The organism is Brevundimonas sp., assembly GCF_031412435.1.
Classification (GTDB): domain Bacteria; phylum Pseudomonadota; class Alphaproteobacteria; order Caulobacterales; family Caulobacteraceae; genus Brevundimonas.
Genome location: NZ_JANODA010000057.1, coordinates 1 through 22,078 on the forward strand (window position 1 = coordinate 1; position 22,078 = coordinate 22,078).

Consider the following 22,078-nt stretch of genomic DNA (forward strand, 5'->3'; position numbering starts at 1 on the left):
CCGTCGTCCGCGCGGACGATGTCGACGAGCCGGACGTTCAGATCGCTCATGTCTGGTCCCGGATAGGCCAGCCGTGGTCCAGCGGTCCGTGTCCGCCGCCCAGACCCGGCGCCCGGCGGATGGCCTCGGCGACATAGGCCCAGGCGTTCGCGACGGCGACTTCCAGCGGCAGGCCCTGGGCGAGCCCCGCCGCGCAGGCGCTGGCCAGGGTGCAGCCGGTGCCGTGGGTGTTGCGGGTGTCGAACCGCTCGCCTTCGAGCAGGGTTTCGCCGGTCGGCGTCAGCAGCAGGTCGACGACGGTGTCGCCCGGCACGTGACCGCCCTTCATCAGCACCGCCCGCGCGCCCAGCGCCAGCAGGGCCTCGCCGGCGCGGCGCTGACCGTCGAGATCCGTGACGGCGAGGCCGGTCAGGGCCTCGGCCTCGGGAGCGTTGGGGGTCAGCAGGGCGGCGCGCGGGATCAGCAACGCCTTGACCGCAGACACCGCATCCGCGGCCAGCAAGCTCTGGCCGCCTTTGGCGACCATGACTGGATCGATCACCGCCGGAGCGGTGCAAATGTCGAGGATGGCCGCGACCCGCTCCACGACCTCGGTCGAACCCAGCATGCCGGTCTTGATGGCGTCGGCCCCGATATCGTCCAGCACCGCCCGCGCCTGGGCCTCGATCAGGTCGAGCGGCAGCGCGTGCACGCCATGAACGCCGAGCGTGTTCTGCACCGTGATCGCGGTGATCGCCGTCGCCGCATAACCGCCCATCGCGGTTACCGATTTTATGTCCGCCTGGATGCCCGCGCCGCCGCCGGAATCCGATCCGGCGATGATCAGGACGCGCCCACGCGCTTGGGTCTCGGTCGATGTCATGCCGCTGGATGCGGCGCCGCGCCGCGATCGGCAAGCCGTCTCTTCTGCCCTGCCCGCTACCGGCGAGAATGACCGACTTCAGCCGTTGGTCAGGTTGGTCGGTCTGGCGATCTTGTTGGCTGAATTCTGATCGGTTTGGTCGGCGGAGATAACCGCCTCCTGAACCGCAAGCGCCTGCACCGTCTCGCGCACGTCGTGGACGCGGACGATGACCGCCCCGCGCCGCGCCCCCTCGAGCGCCAGGGCGATCGAGCCGCCCAGCCGGTCCCCCGCCTCGGTCGCCGACGGGTCGATGTTCCGGATCATCCGTTTCCGGCTGGCCCCCAGCAGCACCGGGAACCCCAGCTCAGCCAGCGTCCCCAGCCCGGCGATCAGCGCCAGATTGTGCTCGATGGTCTTGCCGAAGCCGATGCCGGGATCCAGCGTAATCCTGTGCCGCGCCACCCCCGCCGCGATGGCGGCTTCGGCCCGATGGGCGAGATAGTCTCGCACCTCAACCACCACATCCTGATAGCGCGGCTCCACCTGCATGCTGCGCGGTTCGCCCAGCATATGCATCAACACCACCTCGCACCCCAGTTCGGCCGCCACCTCCGGCGCATCGGGCGCCCAGGTCAGGGCCGTGACGTCGTTCCAGATCGTCGCCCCCGCCGCCACGGCCGCACGGGCTGCCTCGGGCTTCATGGTGTCGATGCTGATCGGCCCGTTCCAGCGCGCATGCACCGCCGCGATCACCGGCGCCGTCCGCGCGATCTCTTCGTGGACCGGGACCGGCTCCGCCCCCGGCCGCGTCGATTCCCCGCCGATGTCGAGAATGTCCGCGCCGTCCCCGATCAGTTTCATCGCCTGCGCCAGCCCGGCCTCGATCGAGTCGTGCAGTCCGCCGTCCGAGAAACTGTCCGGCGTGACGTTGAGGATGCCCATGACGCGGGGGCGCGCGACGGCCGTCATGCGCGCGTCTGCGGGTAGAAGGTCTCGCCGCGTTTCAGCATGGCGACGAGGTCGGCGATCTTCTTCCTGCGCCCGGCCTCGGTCCTCAGCGCGTTGGTGCGATGGATCAACGCGAACCGGTTCTGCGACGTCAATTCCGCGAGCAGCGCCTTCGCCTCGGGCTCCGCATCGATCGCCGCCTGCAGATCCTCGGGGATCTCGGCGCCGCTGACACGATAGGTCTTCTCCCACCGCCCGTCCGCCTTCGCCGCCTCGACATGCTTCAGGCCCGACGGCTGCATCGTCCCGTCGGCGATCATCCGCTCGGCGTGGGCGACGTTGATCTCGCTCCAGCTGCTCTTCGGCCCCCGCGGGGTGAACCGTTGCAGGAAGCTGACGTCATCGAGGCTCTTCCGCACCCCGTCGATCCAGCCCCAGGCCAGGGCGACCGGGATCGCGTCCTTCCAGGCGACACTGGGCGTGCCGGACCCGACCTTGAACACCCGGATCCAGACCTCGGGCTCGCCGGCGTGGTGAGACTCCAGCCAGTCGTGAAAGGCGTCGGCGTGCCCGAACTCGCGCACCCGCTTCGGATCGACGACCATCGGCGCCATCAGTTCCTCTTTCCGATCAGTCCGCCCAGGGCCTCAAGATAGGCTGCGAACGCCTTTCGGCCAGAGGGGGTGAGGGTCACGCGGGTCAGCGGCTTGTTGTTCTGGAAGCTCTTGTGGATGGCGACATGGCCCGCCTCCTCCAGCTTCTTGAGATGGACCGACAGGTTCCCTTGTGTCGCCTCCAGCACGGTCTTGAGCTCGGTGAAATCGGCCGTCTCGACGTCGGCCAGATAGACCATGATCCCCAGCCGCATGCGGCCGTGGATGACCTCGTCGATCCTGCCGAGATCGCCCAGCGCCATGGGTCAGGCAGCCTTGCTCTGGGCTTCGCGCAGCATGATCCAGCCCGGCAGGGCGAACAGCAGGAACAGGGCGGCGGTGCAGACATACAGGTAGAGGTCCGGCTGGCGCACCAGCAGACCCAGGGCCACCGTCGTCAGCCAGCCGCCTGCCGCCGTCGCCAGCATCCAGACCTTCTTCTTCAGCACCCAGGCCACGGACCATACGGCTGCCTGAAGGCCGAACACCACGGCGGGATAGTAGAGCCAAAGGGCGAAGTCGTTGTCCCGCGCCGCGCCGACACCAAAAATGATGACCATGGCCAGATTGACCATGCCGGCGCCGGAGAAGCCTGCGTTCAGCGTTCGCGTCGCCAGCGGTCCGCGATTGCCGCCGCCGGGCCCGGCCTCGCGCTTGTCGCGGATCGACGCCCAGACGATGACGCCGAGTACGGTTACGGTGATCCCGATGACGAAGGCCAGATTGACCAGGTCCGGCCAGCGGATGACGCCGACCATCTGGCCAATGTGGAACAGGCACTGGAGACCATAGAGCAGCCCGCCCGCCAGATAGCAGATCGCCATGGTGATCGACGGCTTGCCCCCACCCTCGACGATCGAGCGCAGGAAGGCGAGGTCGGCTTCAGCAGACGGCTTCGTGGAGCTGGCGGGCTTGGACGGCATGGGGGCGATTCTCATCTGCGACCGGCCCGTCCGGGGTGGACGAGCCGATCGGTCTTGGCAAGCTTCCGGGGCAAGCTATTCGGCTGGGACGGCCGCCGTCTCGGGCGTCTTGCGCCAAGGCACGCGCCGGCCGTTCAGCCATTGGCCCATGAAGGTGTGCCGGATCAGCAGCTCATAGGTGATCAGACAGACGGCGAAGACGCCCAGCGACACCCCGCCCAGTTTCAGCCACCACGGCCCGGCCCAGTCCTGCACCCAGACCTGGGCCAGCATGACCAGCGGCAGATGCAGGATGTAGACCCAGTAGGAGGCGTCGGCGAGGTAGCGCCGGATCGCGCTGTATCCCGACAGGAAGCGCAGGCACAGCCCCATGGCCGCGAACGCCGAGGACCACACCGCCAGCGCCACGGTCCAGGCCGCCACGGCCTTGTCCGCCGTCGGCTCGGTCATGGGTTCGATCTTCGGGCCACCCGCCAGATAGTAGGCCGCCACGCCCGTGACGACGGCCATCGCCAGCACCAGCGGTGACCATGCGGCGATCCGGTCCAGCAGATCGCGGCGGCGGTCGATCAGGAAACCGACGCCGAACGCCAGACCGAAGCCGACCAGCGCCGCTGTATGGGGAACCACTCCGGCATCCGGCGTCGGCACGGCGAAGAAGGCGATCCATTTCGGATCCAGCCAGAAGGCCAGCCCCAGCGGGACGGCCAGAACGGCCGGCGTCCACGGCCCGATCAGGGCGCCGGTGACCCTGTCCACGATCCGGCCCGAGCCGCCGTCCTTGTCGAGCATCGCGAACGGCGCGCGCAGGATCAGGACCGCCGCATAGAAGAGGGTCAGTACATAGAGGAACCACAGGTGGGTCAGCGGGAAATTGGTCCAGTCATAGGTCGGCGGCGGCGGCGACGGCGCGCCTGGCACGACCAGGCCGTTCATATAGGACGTCCAGATCAGGGCCCCGACGATGCCGACCATCACCGGAAACCAGAAGGCCGTCAGCGGTCCCGTGATCCGCATGGCCCGGTCCTTCGCAAAGCCCAGCCACCCTCGACGCGCCAGCATCATGTGGGCGAACAGGCCGGCGATCAGGAAGAAGGCCGTCATCCGGAACAGGTGAATGGCGAAGAACAGCCAGGCCGCGCCGATGGACGTACTGTCGTCGGCGACGATCCAGATCCGCTCCGGAAAGAAGGCGAGGCTGGCGTGCAGCACGACGCCCAGCAGCAGGGCTCCCGCCCTCAAAGCGTCCAGTCCGTGAAGCCGGTCGGGTGCACGGGTTTCGGAATGAGTCATCGAACCGTTCTCCTTCACAGACGGCGATCGGGGGAATTCAGAGCCGTGAGAACGCGGCGGACGGCGTCAGCCACCACCGGGGGCTCATCCAGCGGAACCATGTGGCCGCTGTTCTCCGCGACGATCAGCACGCTGTTCGAGGACAGAGCCGCCAGATCCTCCTGACCCTGTTGATGGTTCAGGTCCGCCTCGCCCGGGGGCGACATCGTCCGTCCCCGCCGGATGACGATCAGCGGCATCTCACCCAGTATGCCCGGCGCACCCGGCGGGAGTGTCGCGGCATCAAACAGAGCAAGGGCTTCGAACTCCGCCTTCACCCCTCGCAGGACCTCCGGCGTGAACGCCATGTGCACTTCTGCAGATGTGCCCGCCGGCATGCCGATGACTGGAACGCCCGGCTGCGAAACAGCGAGTGCTGCGTCGATCTGCGAGACGGTCGAGTCCCGGGCGGCTTCGAACTCGGGGAGATTTCGTTCCGAGGTGGCGTCCACCAGCACCAGACCCACCACCTGTTCGGGATAGGCCTGGGCATAGGCGCGGATCAGAAGCCCGCCGAGGGAATGGCCGACCAGCACATAGGGGCCGTCGAGTCCCGCGGCCCGGAGCAGGGCGTGCAGATCCCGCACTCGGTCCGGATAGGTCCAGCCTTCCGGGGCGGGGTCGCTCCAGCCCATCCCCGCGCGGTCATAGGTGCAGACCCGCGCGAAGCCGGCGATCGCATCCTGGGCGGCAGCCAGACCCGAGTTGGCGGTAAACTGTGACAGCCCCGCCTCAAAAATCACCGCAGGGCCGACGGTCTCGCCCTTGCAGAAGATGTGCAGCCGGCGGTCTGCGGCTACCTCAACAAGCCGGCCGGGCGCAGCGGGGCGGACATAGCCGCCGGGTCCGGCTGCGCTCTGGGCAGCCGGGTTTTGATTCGCAGCGCTCTGGGCGGTCGCCTGCCCGGCCAGGCCGGATGCCAGCAAGCTCACCGCCAGAGCTCCGGCCTTCAATGCGGTCCTGCGCAGGGTGTCGAAGCCGTGCGTGGGCTCCGGTGGCCGGGTTTGGAATGACGACATGAAAAGGGCTCCCGTTCGATGGAGCGCCATATTGCATAGACTAGTCTGCAATACAAACCTGTTCGCTATAAAGAACCCCGCCTCGATCGCTCGATGGCGGGGTTCCCAAGTCCTAGTGGAGGGTGGACTGGCTGTCCGAGGCGACCACGCTGACGCCGTCCGAAACCGGGGTGACCGGCACCGAGACCGACGGACCGGCGTTGGGGAAGTTGTTCTCGTCGCGGTTCGGCGCGGCGCCCTTCTCCAGCAGGTCCTTGATCTCCTCGCCCGACAGGGTCTCGTATTCGAGCAGGGCCTGGGCCAGTTTTTCCAGATCCGCAGCCTTGTCGGTCAGGATCTGGCGCGCCTCGTCCCAGCCCGAGGTGACCAGTTTGCGGACCTCGGCATCGATGGTGCGGGCGGTCTCCTCCGAGATGTTCTGGCTGCGCGCGACCGAGTGGCCCAGGAAGACCTCCTGCTCGTTCTCGCCATAGGCCACCGTGCCCAGCACGTCGGAGAAGCCCCACTGGGTCACCATGCGGCGGGCCAGCTTGGTCGCCTGCTGGATGTCCGAGGACGCGCCAGAAGTGATATTTTGCTTGCCGAAGATGATCTCCTCGGCCACGCGGCCGCCGGCCATGATCGCGATCCGGTCGATCATCTGCTGGTACTTCATCGAATAGCGGTCGCCTTCCGGCAGCTGCATCACCATGCCGAGAGCCTGTCCACGCGGGACGATGGTCGCCTTGTGCACGGGGTCGGCCATCTTGACGTTCATCGCCACGATCGCGTGGCCGCCCTCGTGATAGGCGGTCAGGCGACGCTCTTCCTCGTTCATGGCCATGGATTTGCGCTCGGCGCCCATCATGACCTTGTCCTTGGCGTCCTCGAAGTCGCGCTGGGTGACCATGCGACGGTCCTTGCGGGCCGCCATCAGGGCCGCCTCGTTGACCAGATTCGCCAGGTCGGCGCCGGAGAAGCCCGGCGTCCCCCGCGCGATGGTCTTGGTGTTCACGTCGGCGGCCAGGGGCACGTCCTTCATGTGGACGCGAAGGATCCGCTCGCGACCGGCCACGTCCGGGTTCGGCACCACGACCTGACGGTCGAAGCGGCCGGGACGCAGCAGGGCCGGATCCAGCACGTCGGGACGGTTGGTCGCCGCGATCAGGATGATGCCCTCATTGGCCTCGAACCCGTCCATCTCGACCAGCAGCTGGTTCAATGTCTGTTCGCGCTCGTCATTGCCGCCGCCGAGACCCGCGCCCCGGTGACGACCGACGGCGTCGATTTCGTCGATGAAGATGATGCAGGGGGCGTTCTTCTTGGCCTGTTCGAACATGTCGCGCACGCGGCTGGCGCCGACGCCGACGAACATCTCGACGAAATCGGAACCGGAGATGGAGAAGAAGGGCACGCCCGCCTCACCCGCGACGGCGCGCGCCAGCAGGGTCTTGCCGGTGCCCGGAGGGCCCACCAGAAGGGCGCCCTTGGGGATCTTGCCGCCCAGACGCTGGAACTTGGCCGGGTCCTTGAGGAAGTCCACGACCTCCTGAAGTTCCTCCTTGGCCTCGTCCACGCCGGCGACGTCGTCGAAGGTCTTGCGACCCTTGTGCTCGGTCAACAGCTTGGCCTTGGACTTTCCAAAGCCCATGGCGCCGCGCGCGCCGCCCTGCATCTGGCGCATGAAGAAGATCCAGACCCCGACCAGTAGCAGGATCGGCAACAGGCCCAGCAGGGCGTTCATCCAGATCGACTGGCGGATGGTCTTGGCGCCAACGTCGACGCCCGCGGCGTCCAGACGGGCGGCGAGCTGGTTGTCCGAGATCGGCACGACGGCGGTGAACCGGTTGTCGTTCTTGTAGACGCCCGTGACCTGATCGCCGGAAATGACCACCGACTTGACCTCGCCGGCCGCGACCTGGTCGTTCAGCTCGGAATAGGTGATCGTCACCGGCCGGGCCTGGGCGCCGGCGGCTTGTCCGGGCAGCGTGGCGCCGCCGCCGTTCTGGCTGATGGCGGCATAGACGGCCAGAAGGCCCAGTATGATCACGCCCCAGATCGCCAGGTTACGCAGGTTCATCGGTCTGAAATCCTCGTCGCCGACCCCGTGGACCGGCAGATGTTATGTCGTTGTCGTCAAAATAGGTCAGGCGGAGGCGTTTCGCCATGCATGGTTCCGGCGAGGTCGCTTTCCTGCGTCGTTTCGCCCAACCCCCCGGCAAGCGCCAGGCTGAGACGATGCGGCGCCAGGGCGCGAACCTCCGCCGCCCGCCATGCAAGAACCGGCGCATCCCCGCCGTCCCGGATCAGGACCGGCAGGGCGGCGCGCGCCCAGGCTGGAACCGTGTTCACGATGGCGCGATCCGCCTTCGACAGGGCGTTCAGACGACCGCGCGCGGCGGTGACGGTCCAGCCCGGCTCGCGCGCGGTGATCTCGTAGCGGCCGTCCCAGATATCGGGCATGCCGGGCTGGAGCGCGATGTCGGCGACAGGGTGGCGGCGCATCTCTCCCGCCTCGCGGCCGATCAGGACCGTTGCGCCCCGCGCTTCGACCCGTGCCCCCGTGAGAGTGGCCGTGAAGTCCTCGCCTGCGCTCAGGCGCCCTGTGAGCGTCTGCAGGCGATCCCCACGCGGAGGCGTCTCGCTTCCGGAGACGCACAGCAACATCACTGCCAGTTCGGCTGAGTGGATCGACCTATCCATCTCGAATCCCTCTCCCAGAGGGAGAGGGATTGAGCGCCCGACAGCTCGCCGGCGTTCTTGCGCGAAAGGGGGAGGGTCGTGCGTTCCCGGTGAGGCCCGACCCTCATCCGTCTCGCTTCGCGAGCCACCTTCTCCTACCGGGAGAAGGGACAGCGCTCTGCGCGCCGAACCCCTTCCAAACCCGGCATTCCCCGGATCCTCGATCCAGTCCCGCCCCCGCTCACGCAGCCAGCCTCGCAGCCCCTCCCGCCCCTCATCCAGCAACGGCCGGAGCAGCATCAGTCCCCGCCCCTCGGGCCAGGCCGGGCTCGGCGACCATTCCCTCAGCCGCCCGAGCGTCGAACCCCGTTCCCGCATCCAGTCGCTCTCGGCGATGTCGTCGGCGGTGTGGGCGAACAGGACGACCGTCGCGCCCGCTTCCCGCGCCGCATCGGCGATCAGCCCATGCCGCGCCCGACGCGCCGCAGCCGGCAAACCGGTCACAGGCTTCCCCCCTACCCAGCGACGCTCGACCCAGTCCGCCCCGACCGCCCGTGCGGCGGCTTCGCAGCGACGGCTCCAGTCCGCGCTCTCCGGGTTCAATCCGTGATCGACCGTGATCGCCAGCAGCCGCCGCCCGGCGCGCTTCGCCCACGCGGCCGCGACCCCCAGCAAGGCCATGGAGTCCCCGCCGCCGGACAGGGCCAGGGCGACGGGATGTTCGACGTCGGTCTGAAGCCGCGCCTCCAGCCGCGCCGCGACCCGGCCCTCCAGCCCGGCCGCGTCGGGCGGGATCAGCGGCAGGCCGCCCGCGTCCGCGTGTCGGCGGCGATGGCGCGCAGAGCCGGCGTCGAGGTCCGCTCATAGCGCCGGACATATTCGCCCAGAGCCGCGCACGCCTGGGCGTCCCGGTTCGTCGCCTCAAGTCCGCGCGCGAGCTTCAGCGTCACCTCCCCGGCCCAGGGCAGGGTCGGCCAGCCGGACAGGGCGGTCGCATACTGCTGCACCGCGCCGGCCTGATCTCCGGTGGCGCGGATGATGTCGCCGATCCGCCAGACGGCTTCCTTGCCCGACGGCGTGTCGGGCCAGTTGATCGCGACGGCCTCAAGCGCGGCGCGCGACGCGGCCGGGTCGGTCAGGGCGCGCGCGGCGGCAAGATCGGAAACGGCGTCACCCGTCGGTGAACGGGGTCCACGCGCGGCCTCCTCCGCGGCTTCCTCGGCAGCGCGTCGGGAGGCTTCCGCAGCGTTCTCCAGCCGCTCGACGCGGTTGTCCGCATCGTTCAGCCGGTTGCGCAGGGCGGCGTTGTCGCGGTCGCTCTCGTCCAGCTGGAAGGTCAGCCGTTCCAGGTCGGCATTCACGCGCTGGACGGTCTGCTCCATGTCCTGCAGCCGGCGGTCCATCTGGGACACGCGTCCCTGCAGGGCGATCAGCTCCGGATCGGATTCGACCAGCAGGGGTTCGCCGACCTGATTGTTGCGCTGAATCAGGGCGCGCTCCAGGCGGCGGACGTTGCGATCCAGGTTGTCGAGGCGGCGCACATCCCACTGGATCGCAGGCAGGGGCTGGGTCTGGGCGATCACGGCGCCGCCGATGAGGCCGCAGCCCACCACGGCGAGGGCGATGTTCCGGAACGAGAATGGGCTTTTCATGACCCTACAGCTTTCATCGATTTGAGGCCGCCGCAAGGCGTCAGGCGCCCAACCCCAGCGCGACGATGGCGACGAAGAAGAAGGTCGAGACCAGCAGGCAGAAGAACAGCAGCACGCAGGTCCGCCAGAGCGCCGACCAGATCGACAGACCGTAGGTCCCCTTCAGCTGGGCGAACATGTGCGCGGGCACGGCACAGATCCCGATCGCACCCAGCAGCCCGGCGAACCAGCCGTCCATCCGTCCCAACGTACCCAGAGCCATGAACAGGATGGCCATGAAGGTGAGGGAGTACAGCACGAAGACCCCGTGGTCGTACCAGGTGAAGCCCCGTTTCCAGGCGAACATCAGCCAGACGAACGGAATCGACAGCGGCACCAGAAGGAAGGCGAATTTGTAGAGGGTCTGCTGGATTTTGTAGACGGCGAAGTCCGGGTTCGCGAGCTTATGCAGGATCTTGTCCTGCATCTTCTTGTCGCCCAGTCCGACGGTGACGTTGCCGTCATGCACCGCGTCGGCCATGCTGGCCTGCCAACTGCCGGGCGTCAGGCCGTCGGCGCGCGGCCCGCCCGCCTTGGCTTCTTGCAGGGCGCGAAGCTGCCCTTCCGCCCCGGCCAGCCCCGCCTGCAGCCCGGTCTGGACGCCTTCGGCGCCCGGCTCGTCCGCCGCGACATCGGCTTCCACCTCCACCAGTTGGGCGCGAAGCTCGGCGATGCCGGCCTCGCTCGAAGCGATCTGCTCGTCGATGCTGCGTGTCTCGCCGGGCACCAAAGTCCCCCCGAAGCTCAGGGCGAAGAACATCAGGAAGACGGTGAACAGGAAGATGGCCAAAGGGGAGACGTAGCGGGTCCGCTTGCCCTGGATCCACTCGCGCGTCAGCCGGCCGGGGTTGAGCAGCAGCAGGGGCAGGGTTCGCCAGATGCGGGCGTCGAAATGCATGACGCCGTGAAGCAGCTCCTCGACGAGGTGCAGAAGGGTGCGGTGCACATGGGTCGGCTGGCCGCAGTTGGCGCAGAAGTTTCCGGTCGTAGGCTCGCCGCAATCGGTGCAGGTGTCGGCATGGTCGTCGCCGGCCTTGCCGGTCGGCTTCTCGACCGCCCCCGCGATCAGGCCGCCGGTCGCCAGACCGCCCGCCGCATCGATATCCACCATAGCCCCCTCCACGCACGCTGCACTCTATGTGCAGTGCAGCGCGGAGCCGGTCAAAAGGAAAGGGCGTCCGCTACAGCGAACGCCCTCCCAAAATCACATACCGACCGCGCTCGAGCAGCGAGTCAGAGCCTGTCCTCCGGCCGATCGAAGACCGGACCGGGGGGCGCGGGCGAGCGGCAGCGCCCTGATATCTACTGCGCGCCCGAGGCGATCGCCGTGTGGCCGTTGCGGTTGCGGGCCCACGAGTCTTCGTTCGAACCCACGGCGATCGGGCGTTCCTTGCCGAAGCTGATCGTGTCGATGCGGCCGGCCGAGACACCGCGTTCGATCAGATAGTTGCGGATCGATTCGGCGCGGCGGGCGCCGAGGGCGAGGTTGTACTCACGGGTGCCGCGTTCGTCGGCATTGCCCTCGATGCGGACGGTCACGCCCGGATAGCGCGCCAGCCAGGCCGCCTGGGCGTCCAGGCGCGGATAGGCCTCGGGGCTGACCGAATAGGAATCGAGGTCGAAATAGATGCGGTCGCCGACATTGACGACGAAGTCCTGCTCTGAACCCGGGGCGCCGGCGCCCATGTTGCCGCCCTCGATGCCGCCATTGCCCGGTCCCGGATAGACGGGGTTGTCGATCACCGGACCGCCCGTCGATCCGTCGGCCACGCCCGTCACCGGACGGCGCGGGGCGCAGGCGGCCATGGACAGGGCGACAAGACCGACCACGGCCAGCTTGTTCAGTGTGGATACGGTCATCATCGGGTCGTCTCCTTGATCCTGGCGGTCCTGCGAAGCTTGAGCATAGGTCGCGAACCGTGGCTTTTGTCTGTGCCGTCTCCGGCGATAACGCACTGTTGTTCGGGCGGGTCCCCCGAACGACTTTTTACGAAGAACAGCTGTCGGCCCCCTGGCCGGCGCCGAGGTTGTTGGGGCTTTCGTCCAGCAGCGGCGACCAGGCGGGGTCCGAACCCCGACCCTGATAGCCCGACTGGGCGATGACACGGCCGGACAGGTCCACCATCCACAGATTGGTGTTCCCGCCCCGTGTCTGGCGCGAGAACATCAGATAGCGGCCGTTGGGGGCCCAGGACGGGCCCTCCTCGAAGTAGGAGCGCGACAGCATCCGCTCGCCGGACCCGTCGACGCCCATCACCCCGATGCCGAACTGGCCGCCGCCGGACTTGGTGAAGGCGATCAGGTCGCCGCGCGGGCTCCAGGCCGGGGCCGTATAGCTTCCGCCGCCCCTCGAGATCGGCCGCTGGTTCGAACCATCGGCGTTCATGACGTAGAGGCGCGGCGTCCCCGTCCGGTCGGAGTTGAACACGATGCGCGAGGCGTCGGGCGAAAACGACGGCGAGGTGTCGATGCCGGGATCCGAGGTCAGGCGCGACAGCTGCCGCGTCCTCAGGTTCATCACATAGACGTCGGTGTTGCCGCCCCGGATGATCGAGAAGGCGACCTTCGACCCATCCGGCGAATAGCGCGGCGCAAAGGCCTGCCCGTCGAACTCGCCGAGGCTTTCGCGACGGCCCGTGGTCAGGTTGTAGAGGTAGATGCGCGAGTAGTCCTCGCCCAGCGCCATATAGGTGATCTCGTCGGGGTTGGACGAGAAGCGCGGCGTCAGGATGATCTCACTGCCGTCGGTCAGGAAGACGGGATTGTAGCCGTCCTGGTCGACGATCGCGAGGCGCGACAGGCGGTTCAGCTCGGTGCCGCTCTCGGCGACATAGATGATGCGGGTGTCGAAGATGCCGGTCTCGCCGGTCATCCGGGCATAGACCACGTCGGCGATCTTGTGCGCGATCCGGCGCCACTGCTCGCGCGTGGCGGTGAAATTGTAGCTGACCAGCTGGCACTGGCGGTAGGGGTCGTACAGGCGGAAACCGTAGTCGTTCCGGTTGTCCGCGCGCGGTGTGACCGAGCCGTACAGGACCGCCTGGGCCCCGATCTGGGTCCACTGCGGGAAATTCGGCGCATTGGCGATCGACAGGTTGGTCTCGATGAAGCTGGCCGGGTTGATCGGCTCGAAGAATCCCGAGCGGCGCAGGTCGCCGGACAGGACCTCGGCGATCGAGGTTCCGTTCTCGCCGCTGAACGGTGCGACGGCGATCTGGAAGGGACGCAGCACGCCCTGGTCGATCTCGACCTCGATCGGCTCGCCCGTCTGGGCCGGCTGGGCCTGGGTCTGCTGACGCGAGGGGCCGTTCAGATCCCGCGTCGACTGGGCCTGCGCCATCGAAGTCGCGGCGATGCCGATGGCGGCCACGGTGCTCAGAAGCAGGTTCAGACGCATCGATGTCTCCTCAGGCGTAGCGAGATGTCCCGGTCCTTATCGCCAGACCGTGTGACAAAGACCAGCATGGCGGCGAATGGGGCGACTTTCGGGACGGCAACCTTTGCCGGGCGGCTCGTCAGGCATCGTCAGGTCGCCGCTCAGCGGTTCCTGCAGGCCCGTTCGGTGTTGAACGTCGGCCGGTACGCGCCGCCGGGGAAGCCAGCGGGAACGTCGAACGGAGCGGTCTGGCGGATGGCCCTCAACGCCCCGTCGGCGGCGGCGCGATAGACGGCGTCGGAACGCGGATTGCGCAGCGTCGGCCCGGCCGTGATCCGCCCGTCCGGCGACAGGGTCAGGTCCATCTCGATCCGCAGCTGGTTCGCCCCCGGGATATCGCAGGGCAGGGTCCAGTTCGGATAGACCTGATTGAAGATGGCGGTCAGTTGCGGCCCCGTCGCCTGGGCCGCCTGCCCGCGCCCCTGCTGGCCCGTGGCCGGACGAGGGCCCGGCGTCGGCGCGGGACGGCGCGGACCGGCCAGGGCGTCGAGGTCCAGCGACGGCTGCGGCTGGGCCGGGGCCGGTCGGGGGGGCGTTGGACGCGGCGGCGTGGGCCTCGGCGGCGTCGGCCGGGGCGGGGTCGGTCTGGGGGTCGGTGTCGGCGTGGGCCGAGGTGTCGGCGCGGGCGGCGTGGGCGTCGGCGGGACCGGTTCCGGCGGCGTCTCGACCGGCGCGGTCGCGGCGTCCTCGGTCACCAGTTCCTCGGACGGATTGTCCGGCGCGGCGGCCTCGACCACCGCCGAGGAGATGATCGACACCGGCACCGACGACACCGTCGGCAGGATCTCGGTCTCGCTTTCGGGCCAGCGGATCAAGAACATCGCCGCCACGCCCGCGTGCAGCAGGATGGCGCCGAGAACAGCCGGTGACGGACGCGAGGCCGCCATGGCTCAGCCTTCCCCGCCCACAGCCGGTTCCGCCGTGTCGGTGATCAGATTCAGCTTGGTGAACCCGGCCGCCGACAGCCGCGCCATCACCCGCGCCACGGCCTGATAGGGCGCCCGCCCGTCGGCCCGCACGAAGATCGACAGCTCTTCCCGGTCCGTGCCGTCGGCGGCCTCGGCCACCCGCTCGGCCAGGGCGTCATAGGCCGTCTCGTCGCGCTGGACGAAGATCGCGCCCTCGCGGTCGATCGATACCGTGACCGGCGGCTTGTCGGTCTCGACCGCGCTGGCCTCGGTCTTCGGAAGCTCCACCGGCACGCCCACGGTCAGCAGCGGCGCCGAGATCATGAAGATGATCAGCAGCACCAGCATCACGTCCACCAGAGGGGTGACGTTGATCTCGCTCAGCGGCCGTCTGCGGGCGCGGCGTCGGCCCCGAACGTGACCTCCGCCGCCGCCTCCACCCATCGCCATGGCTCAGACGCTCCGGCGGAAGGACAGGTCAGGTGACGGCGGCGGCGGGGGCGGCGGGGCGACCGGGGCCGAGCCTCCGCCCAGACGGCGCGCCACGGCGGCCTGCAGGTCGTCGGCGAAACTCTCCAGGCGGCCGGTGAACTTGCCCGCGTCGATCGAGAACTTGTTGTAGGCGATATAGGCCGGGATGGCGGCCGCCAGACCCACGGCCGTGGCGAACAGGGCCTCGGCGATGGCCGGCGCGACCGTCGTCAGATTGGTGTTCCCCGCCGCCGCGATCCGCCCGAAGGCGTTCATGATGCCCCAGACCGTGCCGAACAGGCCGATGAAGGGCGAGGCCGTGGCGACCACCGACAGCACGCCCAGCCCCTCTTCGATCCGCTGACCCTCGCGCGCGATCAGGGAATCGAGGCTGCGGTCGATCCGCGAGATCAGCATATTGCCCTCGGTGTCGGTCAGCGGCCCCTTGCGACGCGTCTCGCGCCAGTCAGACAAAGCGATGACCAGCATGCGCGGCAGGGCGTGGGCCGGCTCCGGTCCCGCCTGGGCCGCCACATCCTCCAGCGACCGGCCCGAGGCGATGGCCTTCTCGAAGGCGTTCGCCTGGTTGTTCAGGGCGGTGAAGCGGAAGGCCTTGTCGATGATGACCGTCCACGACCACACCGAGGCGACGGCCAGCCCGACCATCACGCTCTTCACCACCCAGTCGGCGGTCATGAACAGGGTCACCGGGTTCAGCATCGAGGCCTCGGTGGCGACAGTGGCGGCGACAGTCATGGGCGGATCCTGGGGAGAGCAGTCGGACTCTATCGAGCCACGCGGCGTGGCGGTTCTATGGCCGGAGGGCGGATTGGACGGCCGTCTATTCCTGACGAAGCAGGGCGCGAGTCTAGCGGCGCCGCGGGTTCCGGCAAGTTACCAATGCGTCAGTCGTTGGTCAGCCAGGGCGTCACCGCCTCGACCAGGGCCTTCGTCGGTCGACGCGGGCGACCGTCCAGATGGATGCAGACGGCGGTGACATCGGCCCGGCACAGCGCCTCCCCGTCCCGTTCGATGACCTGGGAGATCAGCAGCCGCACCCCCTTCACCGCGTCATAGGTGGTCCGCACCACCAGGGCGTCGTCGATCCGCGCGGGCTTGATGAAATGCAGTTTCATCTCCGCCACCACAAAGGCCAGCGGCGGATCGATCTCCAGCAGCTGCGCATGGCCGATGCCCGCCAGCCTCAGGAAGTCCGACCGCCCGCGCTCGAAATAGCGGACGTAGTTGGCGTGATAGACGACCCCGGTGAAGTCGGTGTCCTCGTAATAGACCCGCACGGGCAACAGGTGGGCGCGACCCTCGAAGCGACCAGCGGTGGGACTATCGTCGTAGCTCATGGCGCCTGAACCGGGTTCACATAGGCGGGCGCAGCAGGCGAACGGGCGAAGGCGGGACAGAACTCTTCGCGCAGGGCTCGGAACTCTGTCGGCAAGGGCTCGTCGGCGAACAGGATCCGGCCGATGCGGGAGATGAAGGCCACGGGTTCATGGGTCGCGTCGCCGCGATTGCGCGGAGCGGCGTAACCGCACACCGCCGGGCCCGAACCGGCCTCGACATAGCGAACCTCCCAATCGCCGCCACGCTGTTCCCGCACCTGCCGCTCGGCGCGCTGGAACGGTCGTTCCGACGACCGGACCGTGCGCTCGTGGACGAACACCCAGACGCCAAACGCCCCCAGCACGAGGACGGCAACGCCCAGGACGGGCACGAGGGTTCTGACGGTGAAGCGATTGCGAGCCATCACCGCCAGCATGACCGGCTTTGGCGTGGAGGTGAAGCTCAGGCCTCGATCACCGGAAAGGTCTCGTCCAGCCAGCGACGGCCGGCGGCGGTGAAGCGCACGATGCGGGTGTCCTCGACCCGCGCGCCCAGTCCCTGACTGTAGATATGGTCCAGCAACCCGGCCCCCAGTCCCCCGCCCAGATGATGCCGGCGTTCGCTCCAGTCGAGACAGGCGCGGCACTCCGCCCGTCGCGACGGACCGGCCGAGACGCCCAGCGTGTCGAAGAAGGCGCGACCCGGCGGGGTGACCGCCAGCGCCTCGCCGTCGCGCGCCACCAGCCCCTGCGCCAGCAGGCTGTCCAGCACCCGCACCCCCGCCGTCCCCGCCAGATGATCGTAGCAGGCGCGCGATTCCCTCAGCTCCGGCTCCCTCGGGCCCGGGCGGGTGCGCGGCCGCCCGGCGCGCGCCGACAGGCTCATCAGGCTTTCCAGAACCTCGGCCACGTCCGATCCCGACAGGCGAAAATAGCGATGCCGCCCCTCCTTGGCCTGGACGATGAGGCCGCCTGTCTCGAGCCGGGCCAGATGGCCGCTGGCCGTGGACTTCGACACCCCGCCCTCGCCCGCCAGCTCACTGGCCGTCAGAGCCTGGCCTGACAACAGGGCCAGCAACATGTTGGCGCGCGCCGGGTCGCCCAGCAGGGCGGCGGTCTCGGCGATGTCGGGGCCTGCTCTCATGGTTCGATCGTAACCGAACCATTGACGGCCGCCAATCGCCTAGAACACGGCGACCGCAAGGAGCGCCCCATGACCGTGACCGTCTTCATCCGCTATCAGATCGACCCGTTCCAGCAGGCGGAGTTCGAGGCCTACGCCCGTATCTGGCTGGCGGTCATTCCGGCCTGCGGCGGTGATCTGATCGGCTATTTCATGCCGCATGAGGGGACCAACGATATCGCCTGGGGCCTGATTTCCTTCCCAGACCTCGCCGCCTACGAGGCCTATCGCGCCCGGCTGCGCGCCGCACCCGAAGGCGCCGCCAATTTCGCCCTCGCCCGCGATCGGCGTTTCATCCTGCGCGAGGAGCGGACCTTCCTGCGCCGGGTCGAGCCGGCATGATCGCCGTCATCTTCGAGGTCCAGCCGCACCCCGATCGGCGCGACGCCTATTTCGACGCCGCTGCCGCGTTGAAGCCCCTGTTGGCCCAGGTCGAAGGCTTCATCTCGGTCGAACGGTTCGAGAGCCTGACCACGCCCGGCAAGGTCCTGTCCCTGTCCTTCTTCGAAGACGAGGCGGCGGTCGCCCGCTGGCGCGCCCTGCCGGCCCATCGTGGCGCCCAGTCCGCGGGGCGCGGCCACATCTTCACCGACTACCGCCTCCGCGTGGCGGAGGTCCTGCGCGACTACGGTCTCACCGACCGCGTCCAGGCGCCGGCCGACAGCCGTAACGCCCATTCCTGAGGGACTATTCGAACAGACCGCCCTGGGGCGGGACCACGGGCTTCGGCGGTTCGGTCAGACCCAGATGGGCATAGGCCTTCGCGCAGGCCATCCGCCCGCGCGGCGTCCGCTGGATGAAGCCCTGCTGCAGCAGATAGGGCTCGATGACGTCCTCGACCGCGTCCCGCGCCTCGGCGATCGCCGCCGCCAGGGTGTCCATCCCGACCGGCCCGCCGCCGTAGTTTTCAATCAGGGCCTTCAGGAAGCGCCGGTCGTTGGAATCCAGCCCGACCTCATCGATCTCCAGCCGCGACAGCGCCCGCGCCGCCACCAGTTTGTCGATGACCGCCGCGCCTTCCGCCTCGGCGAAATCCCGCACCCGGCGCAGCAGCCGCCCGGCCACGCGCGGGGTGCCACGGGCTCGCGATGCGATCTCGCGCGCGCCCTCGTCGTTGATCGGCGCCCTCATCTTGCGCGCGGCCCCGGTGATGACCCGCACCAGCTCGTCGGGGGTATAGAACTCAAGCCTCAGCGGAATGCCGAACCGGTCCCTGAGCGGCGTCGCCAGCAGCCCGGCCCGCGTCGTCGCCCCGACCAGGGTGAAGGGCGCGAGGTCGATCCGCACCGAGCGGGCAGAAGGTCCTTCGCCGATGATCAGGTCCAGCACATGGTCCTCCATCGCCGGATAGAGGATCTCCTCCACCGTGGGAGCCAGCCGGTGGATCTCGTCGATGAACAGGACGTCGCGCGGTTCGAGATTGGTCAGGATGGCGGCGAGGTCCCCCGCCTTGGCCAGGATCGGACCGCTCGTGGCCCGGAACCCCACACCCAGTTCCCTCGCAACGATCTGCGCCAGAGTTGTCTTGCCCAGCCCCGGAGGTCCGAACAGCAGCACGTGATCCAGCGCCTCGTTCCGCCCCCGCGCCGCATCGATGAAGACCTTCAGATTGCCCTTGGCCGCTTCCTGGCCGACGAACTCCGACAGGGTCTGGGGCCGCAATGCGCGGTCATAGGTCTCACCGGGGGCGGGCTCGGGCGAGATGATGCGGTCGTCGGTCACCGACCCAGCTCCTGCAACGCCGCCCGGATCACGGCCGACAGCTCCGCATCCTCACCCAGCCGGATCAGCGCCTGATCCACAGCACGGCGCGCATTGACCTCGGCCATGCCCAGGCCCAGCAGCGCCGAGACCGCCTCGCCCGTCACGCTCGGAACCGGCGCGAGGACTTCGGCATGCACCCCCGGCGCCGACGGGGTGAACGACACATCGCCCAGCGACTTGCCCTTCAGCTCCGTCACGATCCGCAGCGCCAGCTTCGGCCCCACGCCATTGGCCCGCCCGATCGCGGCCTTGTCGTCGCGCGCCACGGCCCCCGCCAGCTCGCCCGGCGGCAGCACGTCCAGCACCGACAGCGCCGCCTTCGGCCCCACCCCCTGGATGCCCAGCAGGGTCGTGAAGGCCCGTCGTTCGTCGCGCGCCAGGAAGCCGTAGAGCCGCGGCCCCGCGTCCTCGCTCCACTGCGAATGCACATGCAGGGTCGCCTCGTCGCCCGGCGCCGGCAACCGCCCCAGGGTGCGCGCCCCGCAGGCGACGACATAGCCCACGCCCGCGCAGTCGATCAGGCAATGGCCCTCCTCGACCTCGGCCAGCACGCCTCTCAGACGCCCGATCATGCCGCCCCCCGCACCGGGTTCAGCGCTTCCAGCAGCGTCCGCTTCCGCAGCTGCGCATGGGTGATGGCCACCGCCAACGCATCCGCCGCATCCGCCTTCACGTCTCCGCTCGCCGGCAGCAGCCGTTTCACCATGAAGGCGATCTGCCCCTTGTCCGCATGTCCCGCCCCGACCACCGCCTTCTTGATCAGGTTCGGCGAGTATTCCGCGACCGACAGACCGGCCCGCGCCGGGGCCAGCATCACCGCCGCCCGCGCATGGCCCAGCTTCAGGGTCGAGGCCGGATTGACGTTGACGAAGACCTCCTCGATCGCCGCCTCGTCACAGTCATGGGCCGCGCACACCTCGCCGACCTTCTCCAGCAGCCACAGCAGCCGCTCCGACAGCGGCGCGGTCTCCGGCGGGCTGACCACCCCGTGCGCGACCCAGCGCAGGCGCGACCCTTCGGCCACGACGACGCCCCAGCCGGTGCGGCGCAGGCCGGGGTCCAGTCCCAGGATTCGAGTCCCCCCGCCTTGATGAATCATGCTGTTCGTCATTCGTTCCTGTCATGCCGCAAACGAGGTTGACGAGCAATGAAGACGGCTCAGTCTGTGCAGCAGGACAAGGCCGCGCCTTCCCGCTAGCCTGATCGTCGAACAGAGGGATCGCTCATGTCGAACACAGCCGGCGCCGTCATCGCGGCCAGACGCATGCAGGCCGAGCGCCAGATGATCGAGGCCCTGAAAGCCGCCGAAGCCTTCTCGCCGGACAAGGCCATTCCCCTGGCCCCCGACAAGAACCTGGCCCGGCTCGCCCTGCGCGGCCTGCTCCGCCAGAACGCTATCCGGCAGGCCCAGGCCGGCTTCTACTACCTCGACGAGCCGGTCTACGCAGCGGTCCGCAAGAGCCGCCAACGCATGCTGATCGGCGTAGGCGTCATCGTCTTGGTCTTCGGCGTGGCCATCGCCATCGCGACCTCATCGAAGGCCCAGACGGCGCCCGCACCGCGCCCCGACCAGCTCGCCTTCCGCGCCCTCTATGAAGAGTTGGTCGAAACCAACACCACCCTGTCGGAAGGCAGCTGCACCCTGGCTGCCGAACGGATGGCCGCCCGTCTGACCGCGGCCGGCTATCCCGCCGCAGACGTCCGCATCCTCGCCCCGGCCGACCGGCCGAAGGACGGCAATCTCGTCGCCACCCTGCACGGTTCGGACGCCTCGGCGCCCGCCCTCCTGCTGCTCGCCCACATCGACGTGGTCGAGGCCAATCCCGCCGACTGGACCCGCGATCCCTTCACCCTGATCGAGGAGGGCGGCTATTTCTACGCGCGCGGCGCCTCGGACGACAAAGCCCAGGCGGCCGTCTGGGTCGACACCCTGATCCGCCTGAAACAGGAAGGTTTCGCCCCCGCCCGCGACATCCGGATCGCCCTGACCTGCGGCGAGGAGACCGCCGACGTCCACAACGGCGTCGAATGGCTTCTGGCCGAACACCCCGAGACGCTCCAGGCCGGGTTCGCCCTCAACGAAGGCGCGGGCGGCCTTCTCGATGCCGAGGGCAACCGCGTCGCCCTCGCCGTTCAGGCAGGCGAGAAGATCTATCAGGATTATACGCTGGAGCTGACCAACCCTGGCGGCCACTCCTCACGGCCGCGCAAGGACAACGCCATCGTCGCCATGGCGGCGGGTCTCGCCCGCGTCGGCGCCCATGACTTCCCGCTGGAGCTCAACCCGGTCACCCGCGCCTATTTCTCGGCCCTCGCCGACACCCAGCCGCAACACGCCGCCGACATGCGCGCCCTGACCTCGGGCGCGACCCCCGACGCGGCCGCCGCCGCCCGCATCTCGGCCGCCAACCCGTCGTGGAACGCAACCCTGCGCACCACCTGCATCCCGACCCTGATCGACGGCGGCCATGCCCCGAACGCCCAGCCCCAGAAGGTCACCGCCAACATCAACTGCCGCATCCTGCCCGGCCACACGGTGGCGGAGACGCAAGACCAACTGACGCGCCTGATGGCTGATGCCGCCATCTCGATCACCCCCGTCGGACGCCCCAGCCCGACCGCCCCGCCGCCGCAACTGTCGGACGCCGTCATGGGTCCGATCCGCGAGGTCGCCGGCCAGATGTGGCCGAACGTGCCGATCCTGCCGACCATGGCCACCGGCGCTACGGACGGCCGCTTCACCAATGCCGCGGGCATCCCGACCTATGGCGTCACCGGCATGTTCGGCGACCCGGACGGCGGCGGCGCCCACGGCCTCAACGAACGCATTCGCGTCCGCTCCCTCTTCGAGGGCCGCGACTTCCTGTTCGAGATCGTCAAACGCTACGCCGCGCAGGACTGAGGCGGG

The 22,078-nt window shown here is 68.8% G+C and carries 25 protein-coding genes; 3 read left to right on the forward strand and 22 right to left on the reverse strand.

Going from position 1 to position 22,078, the window contains the following annotated elements; genetic code table 11:
- Nucleotides 1-46: 46 nt before the first annotated feature.
- The 19 genes from thiD to RMO01_RS11325 form a co-directional block, all read right to left on the reverse strand.
- Nucleotides 47-862 carry a bifunctional hydroxymethylpyrimidine kinase/phosphomethylpyrimidine kinase gene (gene thiD, locus RMO01_RS11235; protein ID WP_309629143.1) on the reverse strand — a complete coding sequence of 272 codons (816 nt, stop codon included), beginning with the start codon at nucleotides 860-862 and terminating at the stop codon, nucleotides 47-49.
- A gap of 78 nt (nucleotides 863-940) precedes the next feature.
- On the reverse strand, nucleotides 941-1,813 hold the full coding sequence (folP, locus tag RMO01_RS11240; RefSeq protein WP_309629144.1) for a dihydropteroate synthase: 873 nt from the start codon (nucleotides 1,811-1,813) through the stop codon (nucleotides 941-943).
- Nucleotides 1,810-2,406, reverse strand: coding sequence for a YdeI/OmpD-associated family protein (locus RMO01_RS11245; RefSeq protein ID WP_309629145.1), 597 nt, complete (start codon nucleotides 2,404-2,406; stop codon nucleotides 1,810-1,812). Before RMO01_RS11245 ends, folP begins: the two co-directional genes overlap by 4 nt.
- Nucleotides 2,406-2,708, reverse strand: coding sequence for a transcriptional regulator (locus RMO01_RS11250; RefSeq protein ID WP_309629146.1), 303 nt, complete (start codon nucleotides 2,706-2,708; stop codon nucleotides 2,406-2,408). Before RMO01_RS11250 ends, RMO01_RS11245 begins: the two co-directional genes overlap by 1 nt.
- A 3-nt stretch (nucleotides 2,709-2,711) precedes the next feature.
- The gene (locus RMO01_RS11255; RefSeq protein WP_309629147.1) at nucleotides 2,712-3,368 is read right to left on the reverse strand and encodes a hypothetical protein; all 657 of its coding nucleotides are present in this window, start codon (nucleotides 3,366-3,368) and stop codon (nucleotides 2,712-2,714) included.
- A 75-nt stretch (nucleotides 3,369-3,443) separates the two neighbouring features.
- The gene (locus tag RMO01_RS11260; protein WP_309629148.1) at nucleotides 3,444-4,661 is read right to left on the reverse strand and encodes an acyltransferase family protein; all 1,218 of its coding nucleotides are present in this window, start codon (nucleotides 4,659-4,661) and stop codon (nucleotides 3,444-3,446) included.
- Between the two features lie 14 nt (nucleotides 4,662-4,675).
- Nucleotides 4,676-5,719 (reverse strand): alpha/beta hydrolase, encoded by a 1,044-nt coding sequence (locus tag RMO01_RS11265; RefSeq protein ID WP_309629149.1) that lies wholly within the window; start codon nucleotides 5,717-5,719, stop codon nucleotides 4,676-4,678.
- A gap of 112 nt (nucleotides 5,720-5,831) precedes the next feature.
- Nucleotides 5,832-7,778 (reverse strand): ATP-dependent zinc metalloprotease FtsH, encoded by a 1,947-nt coding sequence (ftsH, locus tag RMO01_RS11270; RefSeq protein WP_309629150.1) that lies wholly within the window; start codon nucleotides 7,776-7,778, stop codon nucleotides 5,832-5,834.
- Nucleotides 7,779-7,834: 56 nt separating this feature from the next.
- Nucleotides 7,835-9,184 carry a tRNA lysidine(34) synthetase gene (locus RMO01_RS11275; protein ID WP_309629183.1) on the reverse strand — a complete coding sequence of 450 codons (1,350 nt, stop codon included), beginning with the start codon at nucleotides 9,182-9,184 and terminating at the stop codon, nucleotides 7,835-7,837.
- On the reverse strand, nucleotides 9,175-10,032 hold the full coding sequence (locus tag RMO01_RS11280) for a tetratricopeptide repeat protein (protein ID WP_309629151.1): 858 nt from the start codon (nucleotides 10,030-10,032) through the stop codon (nucleotides 9,175-9,177). The genes RMO01_RS11275 and RMO01_RS11280 overlap by 10 nt, the downstream gene beginning before the upstream one ends.
- A gap of 40 nt (nucleotides 10,033-10,072) precedes the next feature.
- Nucleotides 10,073-11,182 (reverse strand): DUF3667 domain-containing protein, encoded by a 1,110-nt coding sequence (locus RMO01_RS11285; RefSeq protein WP_309629152.1) that lies wholly within the window; start codon nucleotides 11,180-11,182, stop codon nucleotides 10,073-10,075.
- Nucleotides 11,183-11,373: 191 nt separating this feature from the next.
- On the reverse strand, nucleotides 11,374-11,931 hold the full coding sequence (gene pal, locus RMO01_RS11290) for a peptidoglycan-associated lipoprotein Pal (RefSeq protein ID WP_309629153.1): 558 nt from the start codon (nucleotides 11,929-11,931) through the stop codon (nucleotides 11,374-11,376).
- A 127-nt stretch (nucleotides 11,932-12,058) separates the two neighbouring features.
- Nucleotides 12,059-13,468 carry a Tol-Pal system beta propeller repeat protein TolB gene (gene tolB / locus RMO01_RS11295; RefSeq protein WP_309629154.1) on the reverse strand — a complete coding sequence of 470 codons (1,410 nt, stop codon included), beginning with the start codon at nucleotides 13,466-13,468 and terminating at the stop codon, nucleotides 12,059-12,061.
- 140 nt (nucleotides 13,469-13,608) lie between these two features.
- Nucleotides 13,609-14,394 carry a hypothetical protein gene (locus RMO01_RS11300; protein ID WP_309629155.1) on the reverse strand — a complete coding sequence of 262 codons (786 nt, stop codon included), beginning with the start codon at nucleotides 14,392-14,394 and terminating at the stop codon, nucleotides 13,609-13,611.
- A 3-nt stretch (nucleotides 14,395-14,397) separates the two neighbouring features.
- On the reverse strand, nucleotides 14,398-14,865 hold the full coding sequence (locus tag RMO01_RS11305) for an ExbD/TolR family protein (protein ID WP_309629156.1): 468 nt from the start codon (nucleotides 14,863-14,865) through the stop codon (nucleotides 14,398-14,400).
- 3 nt (nucleotides 14,866-14,868) lie between these two features.
- Nucleotides 14,869-15,642: a protein TolQ gene (gene tolQ, locus RMO01_RS11310; protein ID WP_309629157.1), complete on the reverse strand. Its 774-nt coding sequence runs from the start codon at nucleotides 15,640-15,642 to the stop codon at nucleotides 14,869-14,871.
- Nucleotides 15,643-15,791: 149 nt separating this feature from the next.
- Complete coding sequence (gene ybgC, locus RMO01_RS11315; RefSeq protein WP_309629158.1) at nucleotides 15,792-16,244, reverse strand: tol-pal system-associated acyl-CoA thioesterase; 453 nt, start codon at nucleotides 16,242-16,244, stop codon at nucleotides 15,792-15,794.
- Nucleotides 16,241-16,660 (reverse strand): hypothetical protein, encoded by a 420-nt coding sequence (locus RMO01_RS11320; RefSeq protein WP_309629159.1) that lies wholly within the window; start codon nucleotides 16,658-16,660, stop codon nucleotides 16,241-16,243. Before RMO01_RS11320 ends, ybgC begins: the two co-directional genes overlap by 4 nt.
- A gap of 26 nt (nucleotides 16,661-16,686) precedes the next feature.
- On the reverse strand, nucleotides 16,687-17,367 hold the full coding sequence (locus RMO01_RS11325; protein WP_309629160.1) for a winged helix-turn-helix domain-containing protein: 681 nt from the start codon (nucleotides 17,365-17,367) through the stop codon (nucleotides 16,687-16,689).
- A 69-nt stretch (nucleotides 17,368-17,436) separates the two neighbouring features.
- Between RMO01_RS11325 and RMO01_RS11330 the strand changes: the two genes are divergently transcribed.
- Together RMO01_RS11330 and RMO01_RS11335 are read left to right on the forward strand one after the other, a co-directional pair.
- Nucleotides 17,437-17,748, forward strand: a complete 312-nt coding sequence (locus tag RMO01_RS11330; RefSeq protein ID WP_309629161.1) for an NIPSNAP family protein — start codon at nucleotides 17,437-17,439, stop codon at nucleotides 17,746-17,748.
- The gene (locus RMO01_RS11335) at nucleotides 17,745-18,089 is read left to right on the forward strand and encodes an antibiotic biosynthesis monooxygenase (RefSeq protein WP_309629162.1); all 345 of its coding nucleotides are present in this window, start codon (nucleotides 17,745-17,747) and stop codon (nucleotides 18,087-18,089) included. The genes RMO01_RS11330 and RMO01_RS11335 overlap by 4 nt, the downstream gene beginning before the upstream one ends.
- 4 nt (nucleotides 18,090-18,093) lie before the next feature.
- On the opposite strand, the gene ruvB is transcribed toward RMO01_RS11335, so the two are convergent.
- Genes ruvB through ruvC form a run of 3 tightly spaced genes read right to left on the reverse strand, consistent with a single transcriptional unit; the run spans nucleotide 18,094 to nucleotide 20,281 of the window.
- Nucleotides 18,094-19,128, reverse strand: coding sequence for a Holliday junction branch migration DNA helicase RuvB (gene ruvB, locus RMO01_RS11340; RefSeq protein WP_309629163.1), 1,035 nt, complete (start codon nucleotides 19,126-19,128; stop codon nucleotides 18,094-18,096).
- Entirely contained in the window at nucleotides 19,125-19,742 is a 618-nt protein-coding gene (gene ruvA, locus RMO01_RS11345; protein ID WP_309629164.1) for a Holliday junction branch migration protein RuvA, read from the reverse strand. The genes ruvB and ruvA overlap by 4 nt, the downstream gene beginning before the upstream one ends.
- Nucleotides 19,739-20,281 (reverse strand): crossover junction endodeoxyribonuclease RuvC, encoded by a 543-nt coding sequence (gene ruvC, locus RMO01_RS11350; protein WP_309629165.1) that lies wholly within the window; start codon nucleotides 20,279-20,281, stop codon nucleotides 19,739-19,741. The genes ruvA and ruvC overlap by 4 nt, the downstream gene beginning before the upstream one ends.
- Nucleotides 20,282-20,395: 114 nt before the next feature.
- On the opposite strand from ruvC, the gene RMO01_RS11355 reads away from it, so the two are divergent.
- A complete protein-coding gene (locus RMO01_RS11355; protein WP_309629166.1) occupies nucleotides 20,396-22,072 on the forward strand; it encodes a M20/M25/M40 family metallo-hydrolase in 1,677 nt (558 codons plus the stop codon).
- The last annotated feature ends 6 nt before the right edge of the window (nucleotides 22,073-22,078 follow it).

What these genes read in the sequence shown, in the direction of transcription:
- RMO01_RS11245 (WP_309629145.1), bottom strand. Translation starts at nt 2,406, where the DNA reads ATGGCGCCGATGGTCGTCGATCCGAAGCGGGTGCGCGAGTTCGGGCAC.
- RMO01_RS11280 (WP_309629151.1), bottom strand. Translation starts at nt 10,032, where the DNA reads ATGAAAAGCCCATTCTCGTTCCGGAACATCGCCCTCGCCGTGGTGGGC.
- folP (WP_309629144.1), bottom strand. Translation starts at nt 1,813, where the DNA reads ATGACGGCCGTCGCGCGCCCCCGCGTCATGGGCATCCTCAACGTCACG.
- ruvA (WP_309629164.1), bottom strand. Translation starts at nt 19,742, where the DNA reads ATGATCGGGCGTCTGAGAGGCGTGCTGGCCGAGGTCGAGGAGGGCCAT.
- pal (WP_309629153.1), bottom strand. Translation starts at nt 11,931, where the DNA reads ATGACCGTATCCACACTGAACAAGCTGGCCGTGGTCGGTCTTGTCGCC.
- RMO01_RS11330 (WP_309629161.1), top strand. Translation starts at nt 17,437, where the DNA reads ATGACCGTGACCGTCTTCATCCGCTATCAGATCGACCCGTTCCAGCAG.
- RMO01_RS11355 (WP_309629166.1), top strand. Translation starts at nt 20,396, where the DNA reads ATGTCGAACACAGCCGGCGCCGTCATCGCGGCCAGACGCATGCAGGCC.
- RMO01_RS11325 (WP_309629160.1), bottom strand. Translation starts at nt 17,367, where the DNA reads ATGAGAGCAGGCCCCGACATCGCCGAGACCGCCGCCCTGCTGGGCGAC.
- RMO01_RS11320 (WP_309629159.1), bottom strand. Translation starts at nt 16,660, where the DNA reads ATGCTGGCGGTGATGGCTCGCAATCGCTTCACCGTCAGAACCCTCGTG.
- tolB (WP_309629154.1), bottom strand. Translation starts at nt 13,468, where the DNA reads ATGCGTCTGAACCTGCTTCTGAGCACCGTGGCCGCCATCGGCATCGCC.
- tolQ (WP_309629157.1), bottom strand. Translation starts at nt 15,642, where the DNA reads ATGACTGTCGCCGCCACTGTCGCCACCGAGGCCTCGATGCTGAACCCG.
- ftsH (WP_309629150.1), bottom strand. Translation starts at nt 7,778, where the DNA reads ATGAACCTGCGTAACCTGGCGATCTGGGGCGTGATCATACTGGGCCTT.
- RMO01_RS11255 (WP_309629147.1), bottom strand. Translation starts at nt 3,368, where the DNA reads ATGCCGTCCAAGCCCGCCAGCTCCACGAAGCCGTCTGCTGAAGCCGAC.
- RMO01_RS11265 (WP_309629149.1), bottom strand. Translation starts at nt 5,719, where the DNA reads ATGTCGTCATTCCAAACCCGGCCACCGGAGCCCACGCACGGCTTCGAC.
- RMO01_RS11335 (WP_309629162.1), top strand. Translation starts at nt 17,745, where the DNA reads ATGATCGCCGTCATCTTCGAGGTCCAGCCGCACCCCGATCGGCGCGAC.
- ruvC (WP_309629165.1), bottom strand. Translation starts at nt 20,281, where the DNA reads ATGACGAACAGCATGATTCATCAAGGCGGGGGGACTCGAATCCTGGGA.
- RMO01_RS11285 (WP_309629152.1), bottom strand. Translation starts at nt 11,182, where the DNA reads ATGGTGGATATCGATGCGGCGGGCGGTCTGGCGACCGGCGGCCTGATC.
- ybgC (WP_309629158.1), bottom strand. Translation starts at nt 16,244, where the DNA reads ATGAGCTACGACGATAGTCCCACCGCTGGTCGCTTCGAGGGTCGCGCC.
- RMO01_RS11305 (WP_309629156.1), bottom strand. Translation starts at nt 14,865, where the DNA reads ATGGCGATGGGTGGAGGCGGCGGCGGAGGTCACGTTCGGGGCCGACGC.
- RMO01_RS11300 (WP_309629155.1), bottom strand. Translation starts at nt 14,394, where the DNA reads ATGGCGGCCTCGCGTCCGTCACCGGCTGTTCTCGGCGCCATCCTGCTG.
- RMO01_RS11260 (WP_309629148.1), bottom strand. Translation starts at nt 4,661, where the DNA reads ATGACTCATTCCGAAACCCGTGCACCCGACCGGCTTCACGGACTGGAC.
- thiD (WP_309629143.1), bottom strand. Translation starts at nt 862, where the DNA reads ATGACATCGACCGAGACCCAAGCGCGTGGGCGCGTCCTGATCATCGCC.
- RMO01_RS11250 (WP_309629146.1), bottom strand. Translation starts at nt 2,708, where the DNA reads ATGGCGCTGGGCGATCTCGGCAGGATCGACGAGGTCATCCACGGCCGC.